Genomic DNA, 15787 nt, shown 5'->3' with positions numbered 1-15787 from the left:
TGTCCGGGCGTTCCGGGTAAAGCCATAGATACGCACCTCCTCCGCATACTTCCATTATACAGAATGATTGCAAAAATGCAATATCCAAAGTGTAAACTTCATCAAAATGCAATTCTCGCAATATTCCGGGAATTGCATTTTTTTCGTGTAGACTTAGGGTAGTTCATCGATGGACGGCACCTTGAAAACAGAATGACCGTCCGAAAAGGAATACCCCGGCTGGGGAAGCACCGCAAGGAGTCGGACTTCGGGACAAAATGTCCCGAAGTTGCGAGGAGCGTGCCAACGCCGGAACACGCCGCAGGAATGGGGCAGGAAACCTTTTCGGGGAGAACGGCAACGGAAAGCAAAATGGAGGGAACGCATGAGAGATAACCCCTATAAAGACTTGCCGCCGCTGGAACGCAGGCCGGACGGTTCCCTTTACCGCATGACCCCGGCGCAGAGAAAACAGGCGGCCAGCCTGATACGCCGGGAGTGCTGTTGCTGTGAGGACGGCAACTGCATTGTCCTTGACGATGGGGACACCTGCACCTGTCCGCAGACGATTTCTTTCTCGGTCTGCTGTAAGTGGTTCCGCTGGGCGGTCTTGCCGCTGGACGGGACGCTGGAAGCGGAGATTTTCCGGGATAAGGACTTGAAACGCTGTGAGGTCTGCGGCGGTGTGTTCGTCCCCAAATCCAACCGGGCAAAATACTGCCCCGGCTGTGCCGCCAGAGTTCACAGGCGGCAGAAAACAGAAAGTGAACGGAAAAGGAGGTCTGCTGTGGACAGTTAGGAGCGAAAAAAGCCTTGATTTATCAGGCTTCGCAAGCCCCAAACCGGGGCTGGTGGTATAAAGTATCGCCCGCCCCGGAAAACGGGCTTCTAACCGTCCACAAAACGCACTATGACAAATACCATCTATATCCATCAGCCGGAAAAGGCGTTCAGCTTCACCCGGCTCCCCAATTTCCTCTTTGAAGCACCTACATTCAAGCCCCTGTCCAATGAGACAAAGCTGCTGTATGCCTTTATCCTGCGCCGGACGGAGTTATCCCGGGAAAATGGGTGGGCGGACGAGTATGGGCGGATTTATCTGTATTATCCCATTTGCGAGGTGGTTGACCTGCTCCGCTGTGGGCGGCAAAAGGCGGTGAATACCCTGCGGGAACTGCAATACGCCGGGCTGATAGAGATCCAGAAGCAGGGCTGTGGAAAACCCAACCGCATTTTCCCAAAATCCTATGAAGCGGTTCCAAACACCGACTTCAAGAAATCCGGTTCTGGTACGCCGGAGGGCTGAAAACCGTACTTATGAAGTGAGGAAATCACTCCCCGGAAGTACGAAAACCGGACGGTATATAGAAATACAAAGATTAAAAAGATTTATTTATATTCTATCCATTCCAATCCTATCCGAGCTAATTTCTGCGGGATTTTCCCTGTGGAAAACCCCGGATAGGAAAGGAATGGGGAAAGGAGCAGAATGGCACAACACGCAATTTTGCGGTTTGAGAAGCACAAGGGCAACCCGGCAAGGCCGCTGGAAGCCCATCACGAAAGACAGAAAGAACAATACGCCGGCAACCCCGACATTGACACAAGCCGGAGCAAGTACAACTTTCATATCGTCAAGCCAGAGGGCAGGTACTATCATTTCATTCAAAACCGCATTGAACAGGCCGGGTGCCGAACCCGCAAGGACAGCACACGGTTTGTCGATACGCTGGTAACTGCCAGCCCGGAGTTTTTCAAGGGGAAATCCCCAAAGGAGATACAGGCGTTTTTCCAGAGGGCGGCGGACTTCCTCATTGGCCGGGTAGGACGGGAAAATATCGTGTCGGCGGTGGTACACATGGACGAGAAAACGCCCCACCTGCATTTGACCTTTGTTCCGCTGACAAAGGACAACCGCCTGTGTGCAAAGGAGATTATCGGCAACCGGGCAAACCTGACGAAGTGGCAGGACGATTTTCACGCCTATATGGTGGAGAAATATCCTGACTTGGAGCGTGGGGAGAGCGCCAGCAGGACAGGCCGGAAGCATATCCCCACCCGGCTTTTCAAACAGGCGGTTTCCCTCTCCCGGCAGGCAAGAGCCATTGAAGCCACACTGGACGGCATTAACCCGCTGAACGCCGGAAAGAAAAAAGAGGAAGCCCTCTCCATGCTGAAAAAGTGGTTCCCGCAGATGGAGAATTTCTCCGGGCAGTTGAAAAAGTACAAGGTCACAATCAATGACCTGCTGGCGGAGAATGAGAAGTTGGAAGCAAGGGCAAAGGCCAGCGAAAAAGGAAAGATGAAAGATACGATGGAACGGGCAAAGCTGAAAAGCGAACTGGACAATTTACAGTGGCTGGTTGACCGTATCCCGCCGGATATACTGGCGGAACTGAAACGTCAGCAGCGGCACACGGTAAAGGAAAGGTGATAGATATAAGCAGAAATTTTCGCCGCCTCTGTGCGGCATTGTACCTTGAAAACTGAATATGGAGGACACTGGATGGCAAAAAGTGAAAGCGATATTTTTACACCCCGAACAGGGCAGGTTATACAAGCAGAGAACGGCACGCAGTATTTTGTATGTGGGAACAACCGTATAAAAATCTCCGAACACTTCGCCGCAGGCGGGAAGCCCCTCGGTGATCTGATTGTAGATGTGGTGCGGCATACCGCAGAAAAAGCCGCTTCAACCTGATAGCCCATCATTGATAACACGCCCACGCTTATGATATAATTGCCATAGAGCAAAAGTATTGTAAGCGTGGGTTGTTTCTTTAGAAGGAGGATTTTTACGGTGAAACAACCTTACAATACTACGATTTACAACACGGCGCTTTATATGAGATTGAGCCGGGACGATGAACTGCAAGGAGAAAGCGGGAGTATTCAGACACAACGCATGATGCTCCGGCAATATGCCGCCGAGCATGGCCTGAATGTCATAGATGAATATATCGACGATGGATGGTCTGGAACGAACTTTGACAGGCCGGATTTTCAGAGAATGATTGATGACATTGAGGACGGGAAAATCAACTGCGTTGTTACGAAGGATTTATCCCGCTTAGGCAGAAACTACATTCTGACCGGCCAGTACACGGAAATCTACTTTCCCAGCAAAGGCGTCCGCTATATCGCTGTCAATGACAATGTGGACACCATCAACGGAGAGAATGAGCTTGCCCCATTCCTCAACATTCTGAATGAAATGCACGCCCGCCAGACCAGCAAAAAGGTAAAGGCGGCCATGCGGACACGGTTCGCAAATGGCGCACACTATGGAGCCTATGCTCCGCTTGGCTATGTCAAAGACCCAGATAAGAAAGGCCATCTTCTGATTGACCCGGAAACAAGGTGGATTATCGAAAAGATTTTTGACCTTGCCGTTCATGGCCGGGGAGCCGCCAGCATTACACGGATTTTGGTCGAAGAAAAAGTACCTACTCCCGGCTGGCTGAATTTCCAGAGATACGGCACTTTCGCAAATATCTATGCCGGAGCGCCGGAGGAAAAAGCCTATGCGTGGACGATAGCGCAGGTGAAAAGTATTCTGAAAGAGGAAACCTATATCGGACACAGCGTCCACAATAAGCAGACCAACATTTCATTCAAAAACAAGAAGAAAGTACGCAAGCCAAAAGAGGAATGGTATCGTGTGGAGAACACCCACGAAGCGATTATTTCCGAAGATGTGTTCCGTCAAGTACAGGAGCAGATTTGCAACAGGCGCAGACGGCAGAAGAACAGCACAACACAGATATTTTCCGGGCTGGTAAAATGTGCGGACTGCGGCTGGTCGCTGGCCTATGGTATGAACAGCCAGAACAAAAATCCCTATGCCCACTACCATTGTAGCAAGTACGGGCAAGGATTGCACCAGTGTTCCATGCACTATATCCGCTATGATGTGCTTTACGCCTATGTCCTTTCCCGTCTGCAATACTGGTCTGTGCTGGCACAGCAGGATGGGGACAAACTTCTGAAACGGCTACTTAACGCCAGCGACAAGGAACGCAATACTGCAAGGAAGCGGCAGACAGCCGAACTGAAAAAGGCGGAAAAGCGCAAAGCAGAAGTAGACACCCTGTTTGCAAAAATGTATGAGGACTGGTCTGCCGGACGCATTACAGAATACAATTTCAATATGCTGTCCGAAAAGTATCAGGGCGAACAGCGAGAATTGGACGTAAAAATTGAACGGCTTCACGAAGCGATGGAGACCGCCGCCCAGACAGCGGTTGACGCTGAAAAGTGGATAGGTCTGATGAAACAGTATGTCAATCCCACAGAATTGACGGCTGAACTTCTGAATACGCTGATTGAAAAAATCCTTGTCCATGAAGCGGTCAAAAGTGAGGACGGAAGCCGGGAACAGGAAGTGGAAATCTTCTACCGCTTTATCGGCAAAATCGAATGACACATCTTGAGATACCCAACAATATCTTTAACTAAGGGAAACGGGTGAATCTCTGCCGGATATTGAACGGTGCAAGCGGTTGGCAGATATTTTCGGTGTTTCCATGGATGACCTCGTGAACTACGAGAAATGCGACCGGGAAAACTTAGGGCTGGAAGTGCCGCCCAAAGGAAAACACGTTTTCGGCATGGTAAAAGTGGGAGATAAAGGACAGATCGTCATCCCCGCAAATGCACGGAAGATATTTGACATACAACCGGGGGATAATCTGCTGATTCTTGGGGACGAGGAACAAGGCATCGCCATCCTCAAGGAGAAAAGTTTTCTGGAACATCTGCGTCTGATGGAACGTATGCGGCACATGGAATCTGGCGAATGATCAAACCCTGCGGAAAACGCCCTCCCTGCATCGAATACTGCGAAGCTGAGTATGATTTATCCCCAGCAGTGCATCCATCTCCTGCGCCGTATTCTTATAGCGGCTGTTCTGGTGATGTACCAGAAGGTAGTCCACTTCCTTGATTTTCCCGGAGGCCTGTTGGCAGAAGCTGCGTACAGGAGCAGCCAGTGCAAAGACCCAAATGGGGGAACAGATCGTCACATGGTCATACTGCGTCAAGTCGATGCTCAAGGGAGCAATAGGCATCGCCCAGCGGTGCATTTCATAGCGTCCGCACCACCAAAAGCCCAGTGTTCCCTCTGTGTGCTCCGTAGAGCGAATTTCATAGAGAGCGACACCTGTCCGATCCGCTTCTTCCATCGCCTGTTTTTTCACATAGCCCATTCGTGAAAAATAAACCACCAGCCGTTTGATATGCTACCCCTAGAGTAGACAGAGTAAAAACAAAACTCTGAATACTTTGGGGGTATTTTCATGTCAAGGAAGAATAAAAGCTATCCAGCAGAATTGAAATATCAGGCAGTAGCAGATTATCTGAGCGGTGCAGGTTCGCTTCGGGCTATCTGTAAAAAGTACAAAATCGGGAACAAAAAGCGACTTCAAGACTGGATAAAGTTGTATAATAGTCATACGGAACTGAAATGTTACACAGGAGGCAGCCGTATGACCAAAGGAAGAGTGTGAATGTCAATGAATATTTGAGCCACGTGACAGCCAATATTTGAGCCACTTTTGCTAACGAATACTTGAGCCATTTGTAGCATTTGTGACATCGAATATTTGAGCCACTGCTCGTCTGTTAATACCAGGGCCAGTAAATAGCCCTGGTGGATATGTCTTTATTCAAGTGGAGTGTCCAGTTGAATCCGTTCCTGAATGTGAACCGGAACCTCAATGGAATGCTTGCGCAAAATATCAATCAGTTCGTTTACATCGCTTTTTAGGACTCGAATCTGCTCAAGAGCGTCATCGTAATCAGCACGAAGGAAGCTAATCAGGGCTTTGTTTTCTTCCTCAACTGTAAAATTGGGCTGCATGTTAGTCATTTTCATTCTCCTTGTCAGTGTCAACTTTACTCTGAGAACTAAGCAGTCTGTAAGACGGACCATTCATATCCAGCACGGCAGATTTGTATGTCAATCGATCCACCAGAGCCGAAACCATTGTTGTGTTCTCGAATAATTCGGTCCATCTTGCAAAAGGAAGATTGGTTGTCACAATAGTGCTGGACTGCTCACTGCGGTCAGAAATGACCTTGAATAGCAAATCGGATTCGTAACGGTTAAAACTCAAATAACTGAGCTCGTCTAAAATCAGAAGATCAGCTTTTGCCAGCTGCCGTTCCAATTTGCCAAGCTGGTATGTATCTCGTGCCTCAGTAAGTTCAGTCGAGAGAGTAGATGCATTTTTAAATAGAACATGGTAGCCTTGCAGGCAGGCTTTAATTCCAAGAGCAATTGCAATATGCGTCTTTCCGCGTCCCGGGTTTCCAATCATAACAATGTTTTTCTTCTGTTCAATGAACTGGCAGGATGCAAGTTCATTAAGGAACACCGGAGATACAGAGGGATTCAGCTGGCTGGTATCGAAATCGTCCAGTGATTTTTGTACAGGAAATCCGGCAGCTTTCAATCTTCTTCTGGTTTGGTTTTCCTGTCTGGCCGCTGTTTCAGATGCCATAAGCGTCAGAAGTAAATCACTAAAATCCATATCCGGCGCGCAATTGTTAAGAACATTTTTGTATTCAGCAAAAGTGGGGATCTTCAGCTGTTTTGCAAGAAGTCGAATCTGTTCTTCTTTTACGTCAATCATGAGGCCGCCCCTTTCCGCTCGTACAGCTTGTCATACTGGCTCAGATCAACGGACAAAACCGGAACATCGTTTTTTGCAATCGACGTATCCGGGTTCGGCAGATCACGTTGCATAACAGCCAAGTAGCCATCTGTCAAACACTGCTCCAGCAATTCAACCATCTGCTTGGAGTTCAAATGCTGCTTTTCCATCCAATTCAGGAATTCAGCAGGCACTGCATTCAAAACCGGACGAGCGTAACGAATTGCACGCCCTTTCCTCTCTAAGATTGGCAAATAGTGCCGTAAATCCAGAGATTCTTGCTTTCGACCCATGCAGCGGTCATGGGTGGCCACCAGAAGGCCATTGATCCAAATCTCAACTCTATTGGGATAGGCCTTTACAGTGGTGCCTTTTCCCCTGTATTTGCAAGGAACAGAATAGTAATTGGTATCAAAGAGAACCGTTGAATAGCGATTGACTTTCGGGTAGGCTTTCTTTGAAATATCGAGAACATATTTGGGAAGCGGGTGGAGATGCGCCTGGTCTTCGGCCAGCATCTGTCCCACTTTCTGAGAACGTCCGTCGATTTTGTGGTTCATGTATTTGGCGCATTGCTCTAACAGCTTTGTATTGAGATCTTCCAAAGAATCCACTTGAGGCAGCGGCACACATACATTGCGCCGGATATATCCTACCAGATTCTCTACAAGACCCTTTTCATTTCCGGATGCCGGATTACAAAATACAGGCTGGAATCCGTAGTGTGCGGCCAGTTTGGAATAATCGTCCTGTGCTGCTGCATGGACACCAAAACCACTCTTTACAGCCACACGAGCGTTGTCAAAAATCATGGATCGAGGAACGCCGCCAAAATAATTAAGCGTATGGATAATGGCATCGAGAAAGCTTTCCAAGTTTTGCCGCCAGTAAGCAATAACATAGGGCGCGCAGCTATAACTCATACGCGCACAAAACAGATTTACCTTTACTTTCTTGCCGGCCAGTTTTACCGTAGCTTCTCCCCAGTCGATTTGGAGTGCCTGACCAGGAGCAAACCTCAATGGAATAAAAACTTCATTTTCCTTGCGCTCTGCCTTGGCTTCATGAACTGCCGCTCGGATGGCAGACTCGCTGCCCGTGTAACCAAATTCTTCTACGAGCCGGTTGTAAATCCGCCGTGCTGTGTGACGCTACTTCTTTACACCCTCCGCAGCATCTGTATCGAGGCAGTGCTCAATGAACTGCTTTACTTCTGGCGTTATGACAGAGGCTTCTCGCTGGTAGGCTTTCCGATCCCATGGAACTGCGTCGCCCATCCAATATTTCTTGACTGTGTTTCTGGAAATTCCCAGAATTTTAGCTGCTGCACGCTGACTGGTTACTCCTTCAAGTTGCAGCGCGCGGATTGATTTGTAGACATCCACCGATGTGACCACCTTTCTATCGCCTCCCGCATAGTAGTCTACATCTATTATACGGGAAGCCATTAGGTGGCTCAAATATTCGCTGTCATTTTACTGGAAAGCGGCTCAAGTATATATTAGCATTCACAGAAGAGATACAACTTACGAGGAACGAATCGCATTTGTGAAAGAGTGCATCGAGAACGGATACAACTACACCGAGATTTCTGAAAAGTACAAAGTTGGTTATCAGCAGATCTACACATGGGTGCAGAAGTACAAGAAGGATGGAGAAGAGGGGTTGAAAGACCGGCGAGGACGGCACAAGAAAGATTACAAGCCGCAGACGGAAGAGGAACGGTTGAAGCTGGAAGTAGCAACTTTGAAGCGGCAGCTTTATCTGTCACAAATGGAGATCGACGTGCTAAAAAAATTACAGGAGCTGGAGAGTGGGAATCGCTGAGCCTGACCAGACTGCTGCTTCGTTATCGGACGGTAAAGGAACTGCATGAGGAAAAAGGCTATACTGTCCGTGACCTCTGCCCACTGGTACATATTGCTCGTTCATCTTATTACAAATGGCTAAAGCATCCCAAAAGCAGCCATGAACTCGAAAACGAGAAGATTTCAACGGCAATTCAAAAGATTTATAAAGAGCATCCAGACAAAGGGCACCGCCGCATCCGGGATGATCTGGAAAAGGACTATGATATACGAACCAGCAACAAACGTGTTCTGAATCTCTGCCGTGTGCTCCATATCCAGTCAACCGTGAAGCTCAGAAAACAGGGTTGTACCAGAAATGCTTCTGACCCGCAGGTAACAGCACAGAATCGTCTGCACCGGGAATTCTGGGCGGGGCATCCCAATGAAAAGTGGCTGACCGATGTAACGGAGTTCAAGTGGTATGAAGGTCCAATTATCCACAAGCTCCATCTGAGTGCGATTCTCGATTTGTGTGACCGGAGAATCGTCAGCTATGTTATTCGTGACCGAAATGACAACAAGCTGGTTTTTGACACGCTTGATAAAGCTGTTCTGGAAAATCCGAATGCACACCCGCTGTTCCACAGCGACCGTGGATTCCAGTACACCAGCAGAACCTTCCACAAGAAACTGCTGGATGCCGGGATGACACAGAGTATGTCCCATGTTGGCCGCTGCATTGAAAACGGCCCGATGGAAGGCTTCTGGGGAATCCTGAAGCGTGAGTGCTATTATGGGCATACTTTTACAAACCGAGAACAGCTCATTTCCACGATTGAAAACTATATTGACTACTACAACAACCGCCGTTACCAGCACAGACTGTTCATCCAGACTCCCATGCAGGCTCATGTCAGTGCCATGAATCGGGTAGCTTAACTGGCTGGTTATACAAAAAATTCGCCGTTCCTTTGGTGAAACGGCGAATAAAATCTTATATTATTTTTATTGTCTACTTGACAGAGTGCACGTCACTGTGCGATGGCTCTTGGGGTAGTGCTTTAGGTTTTGCTTAGCCGAAGATGTTGATCAGGATACCAGCAGCAACGGCAGAACCGATAACGCCGGCCACGTTGGGGCCCATGGCGTGCATCAGCAGGAAGTTGGAGGGGTTCTCGCTCTGGCCGACCTTCTGGGAAACACGAGCGGCCATAGGCACAGCGGAAACGCCGGCAGAACCGATCAGGGGGTTCACCTGACCGCCGGTCAGCTTGTACATGACCTTGCCGCACAGCACACCGGCTGCGGTGCCGAAGGAGAAGGCGATCAGACCCAGCACGATGATGAACAGGGTGCGGGTGTTCAGGAAGGTGTTTGCACTGGTGGTGCAGCCAACAGACAGAGCCAGGAAGATGGTGATGATGTTCATCAGCTCATTACCGGCAGTCTTCTGGATACGATCCACAACGCCGCACTCCTTCATCAGGTTGCCCAGCATCAGCATACCGACCAGAACGGCGGCATCCGGAACGATGAGGGAAACGATGATAGTGACCATGATGGGGAAGATGATCTTCTCAGTCTTGGAGACGGTGCGCAGCTGCTTCATGACCACAGAGCGCTCCTTGGAGGTGGTCAGCGCCTTCATGATGGGCGGCTGAATGACGGGCACCAGTGCCATGTAGCTGTACGCTGCCACGGCGATGCTGCCCAGCAGCTCAGGTGCCAGACGGGAGGTAACGAAGATAGCGGTGGGGCCGTCAGCACCGCCGATAATGGCAATGGCAGCGGACTGCTTCTGGGTGAAGTCCACCAGACCGGTAGCGGCCAGCAGACGGGCACCCATGTAAGTACCGAAGATACCGAACTGTGCGGCAGCGCCCAGCAGCAGGCTCTTGGGGTTGGAGATCAGGGGTGCAAAGTCGGTCATAGTGCCGATGCCAAGGAAGATCAGCGGCGGGTAGATGCCCAGCTTAACGCCCATGTAGAGCATATCGGCCAGACCGCCGTTGTTCAGGATCTCGACCCACATGGGGTGCTCCAGACCGTCACCGACAAAGTACTGCATGTGGATGATGCCGCTGCCGGGCAGGTTGGCAAGGATCATGCCAAAAGCCATGGGCAGCAGGATCAGGGGTTCGAACTCCTTGACGATAGCGAGGTACAGCAGAAAACAGCCCACGCAGATCATCACGGCGTACAGCCAGCCGCCGGGCTGGCCAAACTGTGCAAAGCCGGAACTTTGGAAAATACCGACCAGAGTATCAATAAACTGTGTCATGCTCTTCCTCCTGTGTTAAAACGGGGCTGTGGTATCGTTCACGCCGGCATTGCCCCAGCCATTTTTGCCACGACGCACTGCTTTAAGGGTGTACTTGCCGTTGCCCATTGCATGGATAGCAGCCATAATGGCAGCCACCACGTCACCGGGGATGCCTTCCTCTACCTGAGGAGCGGGCGCAGCCTGCTGTACCGGAGCGGCAGCGGGCTTTGCGGCGGGTGCCTGCGCAGCAGTCTTGGCGGCCTTCTTCTTGGCATTCATCGAGTCGAAGATCTTGCCCTCCAGCGTGATGATCGTCATCAGCAGCACGAGGATCAGGAACACCAGCACGATACCAGTAATGGTAACGACCACATCGAAACCTAAGTCCATGGTTTTTCCTCCTGTTTGTTGGATACTGCAAGCGATACAACATCGTTAGCAGAAAATCAATTTGGATATAGTATACCGTATTTTGCCATTCATTTCAACAAAAATTAACAAATTTTATTTTTGCTGCTTTGTGATATGACATGGACAAAACGAACAAAGCTTAGCGGCGGCCGATGCGCGGGGTAGCGTCCGTAAAGCCGGTTTCCAGCTTATCGCCGATGGAAAGGCTCTGCGCTGTGCCCAGTGCAACGCAGTTTACCGGGTCCGGCGAGACAGTGACCTCCACCTTCAGTTCCTGGCTCAGATATTCGGTCAGGCCGTGCAGCTGGGCACCGCCGCCGGTCAGCATGACGCCGTTGCGGTAGATATCACCCGCCAGCTCCGGCGGGGTCTTTTCCAGCACTTGATGGGCTGCGGTGCCGATCTGCTCGCTGAGCATCATCACCGGCTCGTACAGATCATCGGTGGAAACGGTCACGCGCACCGGCAGACCGGTAAGCAGGCTGCGGCCCTTGATCTCCATGCTCTCGTGGAAATCAGTTTTCTGGGGGCAGCAGGCAACGTGCTTTTTCAGCTCCTCGGCGGTGCGCTGGCCGATGGCAATGCTGTATTTGCTGCGGACGTGCTTGAGGATCTCTTCATCGTAGTGGTTACCGGCTACGCGCACACTGGTAGCCTTGACCTTGCCGCCAAGGCTCAGCACAGCGATATCCGTGGTGCCGCCGCCGATATCAATGATCATCCGGCCGTCCGGCAGGGTGATGTCGATGCCGGAGCCGAGGGCGGCGGCAATAGGCTCGTCGATCAGGTATACCTGACGGGCACCGGCTGCCACCACAGCCTCCACCACGGCGTCGCTCTCGATGCCGGTAATGGCGGCGGGCACACATACTGCCACCCGGGGCTTGACCATGTGGGAACTGTACACCTGCTTGACAAAGCGGCAGATCAGCTCCCGGGTCATGGTGTGGTCGCTGATGACGCCATCCTTCAGCGGGAAAATAGCGGAGATGTAGTTGGGCGTGCGTCCCACCATGGCCAGTGCCTTGTCGCCGGCCTCCAGCACGGTGTTCTTGCGGGTGTCCATTGCCACGACGCTGGGCTGGTTGAGCACTACGCCCTTGCCCTCCTGCGCGATGATGATGGTAGTAGTACCAAGGTCGATGCCGATATCATTCTGTGCCATAATTACCTGATTCCTTTCTCTGCGTTCCTCTATCATGTATGTAACGCCCGCAGCTGCGGGCAAAAAACAAAGACTGCTTTAGTATAACATAGTTGCGGCAAAAAGTATACAAGCTTTGCCGCTGTTCTGTACGGTTTTATCAGGAGCTCTCCCCTTCTGTGCTGAGCTGCTCCGGCGGTTGTCCGGCCTGCAGCAGGGCGCACAGGCCGCTGTAACGCAGGTTCTGCCGGATGTTGCTCATCATACTGTTCACTACGTCCCTGCGGCCCGCCACAACGCACAGCCTGCGGGCGCGGGTGACACCGGTGTAGAACAGGTTGCGGTAACACAGCCTTGGCGGCACCTGCGCCACCGGCAGGATCACCGCCGGAAACTCGCTGCCCTGACTTTTGTGCACTGTGATGGCGTAGGCGATCTCCAATTCGTTCAGGTTTTCCGCCGGGTAGAGCAGCCGCCGGTCGTCCATGCGCACCACCATGGAGCGCTCCCGCAGGTTGATGCTTTCCACGATGCCGATATCGCCGTTGTAGGCACCCACGCCCTGTTCTCCGCCGATGCGGTTCCAGACGATCTCGTAGTTGTTGCGCACCTGCATCACCTTGTCCCCCACCCGGAACACCCGGGCGGCGCTTTGCAGCTGGGGCTTGCCCTTCTGGGGCGGGTTGAGCAGGTTTTGCAGTTCCACGTTCAGCGCCTGCGTGCCGGTGGGGCCAAGCTTTGTGGGACACAGCACCTGAATATCCCGGATGGGGTCAAAGCCGTAGCTCCGGGGCAGCCGTGTGGTGACAAGGTCGCACACCAGACGCTGCGCAGCCTCGCCGTCTGCTTCCAAAAAGAAGAAGTCGTCGGTCTTGCTGCCCTTTTGCAGCGGCTCACCGGAAATGATATGGTGGGCGTTTTCCACAATGAGGCTGCGCTTTGCCTGCCGGAAGATCTCGTTCAGGCAGACGGTGGGCACGCAGCCAGAGCGGATGACCTCGCTGAGGATGTTGCCCGCGCCTACGCTGGGCAGCTGGTCGGCATCGCCTACCATAATAATACGGCAGGTGTAGCGCAGCGCCGCAATGAGCGCCTGAAACAGCTTGACGTCCACCATGCTCATCTCGTCCAGAATGACCACGTCACACTTGAGCAGGTTTTTGTCGTTGTGGATAAAGCTGACCACGCCGCCGGTGTAGTCCACCTCCAGCAGGCGGTGGATGGTGCTGGCCTTGCGGCCGGTCAGCTCGCTGAGCCGCTTGGCGGCACGTCCGGTGGGGGCACACAGGGCTACCCGCTCGGCCTGATTTTCCAGCAGCTGCAAGATGGCGTTGACCGTGGTGGTCTTGCCGGTGCCGGGGCCGCCGGTAAGCACAAGGCAGTTCTCGGTCATGGCCTTGCGGATGGCTTCCCGTTGCAGGGGAGCGTAGGCAAAGCCCTGCGTCAGTTCTAAGATCTGGATGTTTTTATCCAGATCCCGGGCAGTATTCTTGCCGCGCTTTGCCAGCAGGTTCAGCCGGTCGGCAATGTCCTGCTCCGCAGCCAGCAGATCCGGCAAGTAGATATAGGGCACGGCATCGAACATTTTCACGCACAGTTCTTCCGTCTCGATGCACCGGCTCAACGCCCGGGCCAGCTTTTCCGGCGGCTGGTGGATAAAGTTGGAGGCGGTCGCCAGCAGCTGTGCCCGGGGCAGACAGGTGTGGCCGTTGCCCGCGTTGTGGCGCAAAGTGCGCAGCAGGGCAGCTTCCAGCCGCTGGGCACAGTCTCCTTCCATGTGGTAATACTGGGCGATGCTGTCCGCGTGACGGAAGTCCAGCTGCAACGGCTCGCCGCACAGCAGATAAGGGTTTGACGCAATGGCCTGCATCGCCCCCACACCAAAGGCTTTGAATACCTCCATGGCCTTGCGGGGGCTGATCTCGAACTGTGCCAGATAGGCGATGAGCTCCCGCATGCCGAACATCCGCTTGAATTCCTGCTGAATGCGGTCGGCTTTATCCGGCGAGATGCCGGGGATCTTGGTCAGCCGGGCGGGGTCGTTGGCGATGACCTCCAGTGCCTCAACGCCAAACATATCAATGATCTTATCCGCAGTCCTTGCGCCGATATACGGCAGGGAGCGGCTGGCCAGAAAGGCATATACCGCTTCCAGATCCTTGGGCATATCGGTCTCGCATTCCTGCGCGTGGAACTGGCGGCCATAGGTGGCGTGGTTTTCGTACCGGCCGCGGCAGATGACGCTTTCGCCTGCGTGCAGCTCGCCTACGATGCCGCAGACCACCGTGAGCACTCCGCCGCCGGAGATCTCGAACACCGTATAGCCGTTATCCTCGTTCTCGTAGATAATATCCTCCACAACGCCTTCGATTTGTTCCAGCTGCTGCTCGTCCACCAGCTCCACCTCCTTTTGCATAGATATTACAAGTATAGCCCTTTTGGCGGGATTTGTAAATTGTAGAATCCGCAAAATCCCCGGGCGGCTCTCGCCTTTTTCCGGCGGTTGTGCTATACTGGGCGCAAACACTACGTCACGAAATGAGGAGCAACAATGGAGATCATCATTCATCAGGCCATTCTGCACGTTCTGGATACCACCATGGATGCGCCGGTGCTCAGCGGCGGGTCCATGGAACTGACCGCCGAAAAGAACGCCTACCTGCAGAACCACATTGAAAAGCTGCTGGCCAGCGACGATATCCGCCAGTGCCGCCCGCTGCCGGACTCGGCCTTTAAAAATGAGCTGGAGCACAATCAGGACTTTGTGGATCTTTCCTGCCGCATTGCCGGGGTACTGTTCGACTATATGCACGCCCACACCACTATCCCAGGGGCAGACCTTGCCGTGGTGGATTTTACCCGGGACGGCGCGCCGTGGCTGGGCATCCTGAAGCTGAACTACAAAAACGGCTACACCCACTACACAGAGACCGTGGAGGGTGCGCCGGTGAACTCCATCATCCAGCAACGCGCCTGCCTGCCCACCCAGAGCGGCAAAGTGGAGGAGGGCGCACTGGTAGACCTGACCGATTACTCCATGCGTCTGCTGGAAAAGAAGTACGATATTGACGGCCACAAGGAGTTTTACCTCTCCACCGTGGTGTTCCAGTACACTACTGCCCAGCCGGAAAAGAAAAAGCTGCAGGCCATTCAGGAAGCCGCCGTGCAGGCTGTGCAGGAAAACTACGCCGAAACGCCCCATGTGGAGGCGCAGGTGGCTATGATGATCGCCAATCAGGCTGCTGACAACGACAATCAGGTATCCATCCAGCAGGTGCGCCAGCAGCTGGAAGAGGAATATCCTCTCGCCGCCGTGCCCTTTGACGACTATGTAGAAAAGAGCGATGTCATCGACAGCGCCGCCCAGCCGGTGACCGTGACCCCCGCCCGCATCCGCCGGATGGAGAGCCGCAGCCTGCGCACCGCCAACGGCATCGAGGTAAAGATCCCCACTGAGCTCTTGAACGCCGAATCCGAGGTAGAGTTCCTGCACGCCGATGACGGCAGCATTTCCCTGCTGATCAAAAATGTCATTTTGTAAGCT

At 52.5% G+C, this 15787-nt stretch carries 19 protein-coding genes and 1 pseudogene; 10 read left to right on the top strand and 10 right to left on the bottom strand.

Translation table 11 applies throughout. The features are described from left to right. The first annotated feature begins 364 nt into the window (after positions 1 to 364). The 6 genes from ACXPUX_RS08525 to ACXPUX_RS08500 all read left to right on the top strand — a co-directional run bounded on the left by ACXPUX_RS08525 (position 365) and on the right by ACXPUX_RS08500 (position 4781). The gene (locus ACXPUX_RS08525) at positions 365 to 778 is read left to right on the top strand and encodes a cysteine-rich VLP domain-containing protein (RefSeq protein ID WP_002588751.1); all 414 of its coding nucleotides are present in this window, start codon (positions 365 to 367) and stop codon (positions 776 to 778) included. A 111-nt stretch (positions 779 to 889) separates the two neighbouring features. Continuing rightward, positions 890 to 1285, top strand: a complete 396-nt coding sequence (locus tag ACXPUX_RS08520) for a replication initiator protein A (RefSeq protein WP_458827920.1) — start codon at positions 890 to 892, stop codon at positions 1283 to 1285. A gap of 183 nt (positions 1286 to 1468) precedes the next feature. Beyond that, positions 1469 to 2413: a MobV family relaxase gene (gene mobV / locus ACXPUX_RS08515; protein ID WP_458827919.1), complete on the top strand. Its 945-nt coding sequence runs from the start codon at positions 1469 to 1471 to the stop codon at positions 2411 to 2413. A gap of 72 nt (positions 2414 to 2485) precedes the next feature. Further along, positions 2486 to 2680, top strand: a complete 195-nt coding sequence (locus ACXPUX_RS08510) for a hypothetical protein (RefSeq protein ID WP_002334813.1) — start codon at positions 2486 to 2488, stop codon at positions 2678 to 2680. Positions 2681 to 2779: 99 nt separating this feature from the next. Beyond that, positions 2780 to 4402 (top strand): recombinase family protein, encoded by a 1623-nt coding sequence (locus ACXPUX_RS08505; RefSeq protein WP_458827918.1) that lies wholly within the window; start codon positions 2780 to 2782, stop codon positions 4400 to 4402. A gap of 115 nt (positions 4403 to 4517) precedes the next feature. Further along, on the top strand, positions 4518 to 4781 hold the full coding sequence (locus tag ACXPUX_RS08500; RefSeq protein ID WP_458827917.1) for an AbrB/MazE/SpoVT family DNA-binding domain-containing protein: 264 nt from the start codon (positions 4518 to 4520) through the stop codon (positions 4779 to 4781). Here ACXPUX_RS08500 and ACXPUX_RS08495 read toward each other — a convergent pair whose 3' ends face one another. Then, positions 4782 to 5186, bottom strand: coding sequence for a hypothetical protein (locus ACXPUX_RS08495; RefSeq protein WP_458827915.1), 405 nt, complete (start codon positions 5184 to 5186; stop codon positions 4782 to 4784). 90 nt (positions 5187 to 5276) lie between these two features. Here ACXPUX_RS08495 and ACXPUX_RS08490 point away from each other — a divergent pair, with 90 nt between their 5' ends. Beyond that, positions 5277 to 5486 (top strand): transposase, encoded by a 210-nt coding sequence (locus tag ACXPUX_RS08490; protein ID WP_458827914.1) that lies wholly within the window; start codon positions 5277 to 5279, stop codon positions 5484 to 5486. Between the two features lie 155 nt (positions 5487 to 5641). Here ACXPUX_RS08490 and ACXPUX_RS08485 read toward each other — a convergent pair whose 3' ends face one another. From ACXPUX_RS08485 to ACXPUX_RS08465, 5 genes and pseudogenes are all read right to left on the bottom strand, one after another. After that, complete coding sequence (locus tag ACXPUX_RS08485) at positions 5642 to 5848, bottom strand: hypothetical protein (protein ID WP_458827912.1); 207 nt, start codon at positions 5846 to 5848, stop codon at positions 5642 to 5644. Next, entirely contained in the window at positions 5841 to 6614 is a 774-nt protein-coding gene (gene istB / locus ACXPUX_RS08480) for an IS21-like element helper ATPase IstB (protein WP_458827911.1), read from the bottom strand. Before istB ends, ACXPUX_RS08485 begins: the two co-directional genes overlap by 8 nt. Next, positions 6611 to 7150 carry a Mu transposase domain-containing protein gene (locus tag ACXPUX_RS08475; RefSeq protein ID WP_458831204.1) on the bottom strand — a complete coding sequence of 180 codons (540 nt, stop codon included), beginning with the start codon at positions 7148 to 7150 and terminating at the stop codon, positions 6611 to 6613. The genes istB and ACXPUX_RS08475 overlap by 4 nt, the downstream gene beginning before the upstream one ends. Next, positions 7124 to 7774: pseudogene (istA, locus tag ACXPUX_RS08470) on the bottom strand (IS21 family transposase); the annotation flags it as partial. The gene ACXPUX_RS08475 and the pseudogene istA, both read right to left, overlap by 27 nt. Positions 7775 to 7786: 12 nt before the next feature. Then, positions 7787 to 8020 (bottom strand): NUMOD1 domain-containing DNA-binding protein, encoded by a 234-nt coding sequence (locus tag ACXPUX_RS08465; RefSeq protein ID WP_458827910.1) that lies wholly within the window; start codon positions 8018 to 8020, stop codon positions 7787 to 7789. A 163-nt stretch (positions 8021 to 8183) separates the two neighbouring features. On the opposite strand from ACXPUX_RS08465, the gene ACXPUX_RS08460 reads away from it, so the two are divergent. Both ACXPUX_RS08460 and ACXPUX_RS08455 read left to right on the top strand, forming a co-directional pair. Further along, the gene (locus ACXPUX_RS08460; protein WP_458827909.1) at positions 8184 to 8462 is read left to right on the top strand and encodes a transposase; all 279 of its coding nucleotides are present in this window, start codon (positions 8184 to 8186) and stop codon (positions 8460 to 8462) included. After that, complete coding sequence (locus ACXPUX_RS08455) at positions 8432 to 9364, top strand: IS3 family transposase (RefSeq protein WP_458831202.1); 933 nt, start codon at positions 8432 to 8434, stop codon at positions 9362 to 9364. Before ACXPUX_RS08460 ends, ACXPUX_RS08455 begins: the two co-directional genes overlap by 31 nt. A gap of 133 nt (positions 9365 to 9497) precedes the next feature. Here the strand turns inward: ACXPUX_RS08455 and ACXPUX_RS08450 are convergent, their stop codons facing one another. The 4 genes from ACXPUX_RS08450 to recD2 all read right to left on the bottom strand — a co-directional run bounded on the left by ACXPUX_RS08450 (position 9498) and on the right by recD2 (position 14638). Then, a complete protein-coding gene (locus ACXPUX_RS08450; protein WP_458827908.1) occupies positions 9498 to 10706 on the bottom strand; it encodes a sodium ion-translocating decarboxylase subunit beta in 1209 nt (402 codons plus the stop codon). 15 nt (positions 10707 to 10721) lie between these two features. Further along, positions 10722 to 11078 carry an OadG family transporter subunit gene (locus tag ACXPUX_RS08445; RefSeq protein WP_458827907.1) on the bottom strand — a complete coding sequence of 119 codons (357 nt, stop codon included), beginning with the start codon at positions 11076 to 11078 and terminating at the stop codon, positions 10722 to 10724. 160 nt (positions 11079 to 11238) lie between these two features. Then, entirely contained in the window at positions 11239 to 12264 is a 1026-nt protein-coding gene (gene mreB / locus ACXPUX_RS08440; protein ID WP_458827906.1) for a rod shape-determining protein MreB, read from the bottom strand. Between the two features lie 139 nt (positions 12265 to 12403). Next, positions 12404 to 14638 carry an SF1B family DNA helicase RecD2 gene (recD2, locus tag ACXPUX_RS08435; RefSeq protein ID WP_458827905.1) on the bottom strand — a complete coding sequence of 745 codons (2235 nt, stop codon included), beginning with the start codon at positions 14636 to 14638 and terminating at the stop codon, positions 12404 to 12406. Positions 14639 to 14794: 156 nt separating this feature from the next. On the opposite strand from recD2, the gene ACXPUX_RS08430 reads away from it, so the two are divergent. Beyond that, positions 14795 to 15784 (top strand): nucleoid-associated protein, encoded by a 990-nt coding sequence (locus ACXPUX_RS08430; protein ID WP_458827904.1) that lies wholly within the window; start codon positions 14795 to 14797, stop codon positions 15782 to 15784. Positions 15785 to 15787: the final 3 nt, after the last annotated feature.

The organism is Faecalibacterium sp. PGM34 (assembly GCF_054456555.1).
Note: the sequence above shows the minus strand (reverse complement) of the source record. Positions and strands in the feature narration are given on the sequence as shown.

Bases quoted from the DNA above. Each gene is read 5' to 3' on its own strand.
- ACXPUX_RS08525 (WP_002588751.1), top strand. From the start codon at position 365: ATGAGAGATAACCCCTATAAAGACTTGCCGCCGCTGGAACGCAGGCCG.
- ACXPUX_RS08520 (WP_458827920.1), top strand. From the start codon at position 890: ATGACAAATACCATCTATATCCATCAGCCGGAAAAGGCGTTCAGCTTC.
- mobV (WP_458827919.1), top strand. From the start codon at position 1,469: ATGGCACAACACGCAATTTTGCGGTTTGAGAAGCACAAGGGCAACCCG.
- ACXPUX_RS08510 (WP_002334813.1), top strand. From the start codon at position 2,486: ATGGCAAAAAGTGAAAGCGATATTTTTACACCCCGAACAGGGCAGGTT.
- ACXPUX_RS08495 (WP_458827915.1), bottom strand. From the start codon at position 5,186: ATGGGCTATGTGAAAAAACAGGCGATGGAAGAAGCGGATCGGACAGGT.
- ACXPUX_RS08490 (WP_458827914.1), top strand. From the start codon at position 5,277: ATGTCAAGGAAGAATAAAAGCTATCCAGCAGAATTGAAATATCAGGCA.
- ACXPUX_RS08485 (WP_458827912.1), bottom strand. From the start codon at position 5,848: ATGACTAACATGCAGCCCAATTTTACAGTTGAGGAAGAAAACAAAGCC.
- istB (WP_458827911.1), bottom strand. From the start codon at position 6,614: ATGATTGACGTAAAAGAAGAACAGATTCGACTTCTTGCAAAACAGCTG.
- ACXPUX_RS08450 (WP_458827908.1), bottom strand. From the start codon at position 10,706: ATGACACAGTTTATTGATACTCTGGTCGGTATTTTCCAAAGTTCCGGC.
- ACXPUX_RS08445 (WP_458827907.1), bottom strand. From the start codon at position 11,078: ATGGACTTAGGTTTCGATGTGGTCGTTACCATTACTGGTATCGTGCTG.
- mreB (WP_458827906.1), bottom strand. From the start codon at position 12,264: ATGGCACAGAATGATATCGGCATCGACCTTGGTACTACTACCATCATC.
- ACXPUX_RS08430 (WP_458827904.1), top strand. From the start codon at position 14,795: ATGGAGATCATCATTCATCAGGCCATTCTGCACGTTCTGGATACCACC.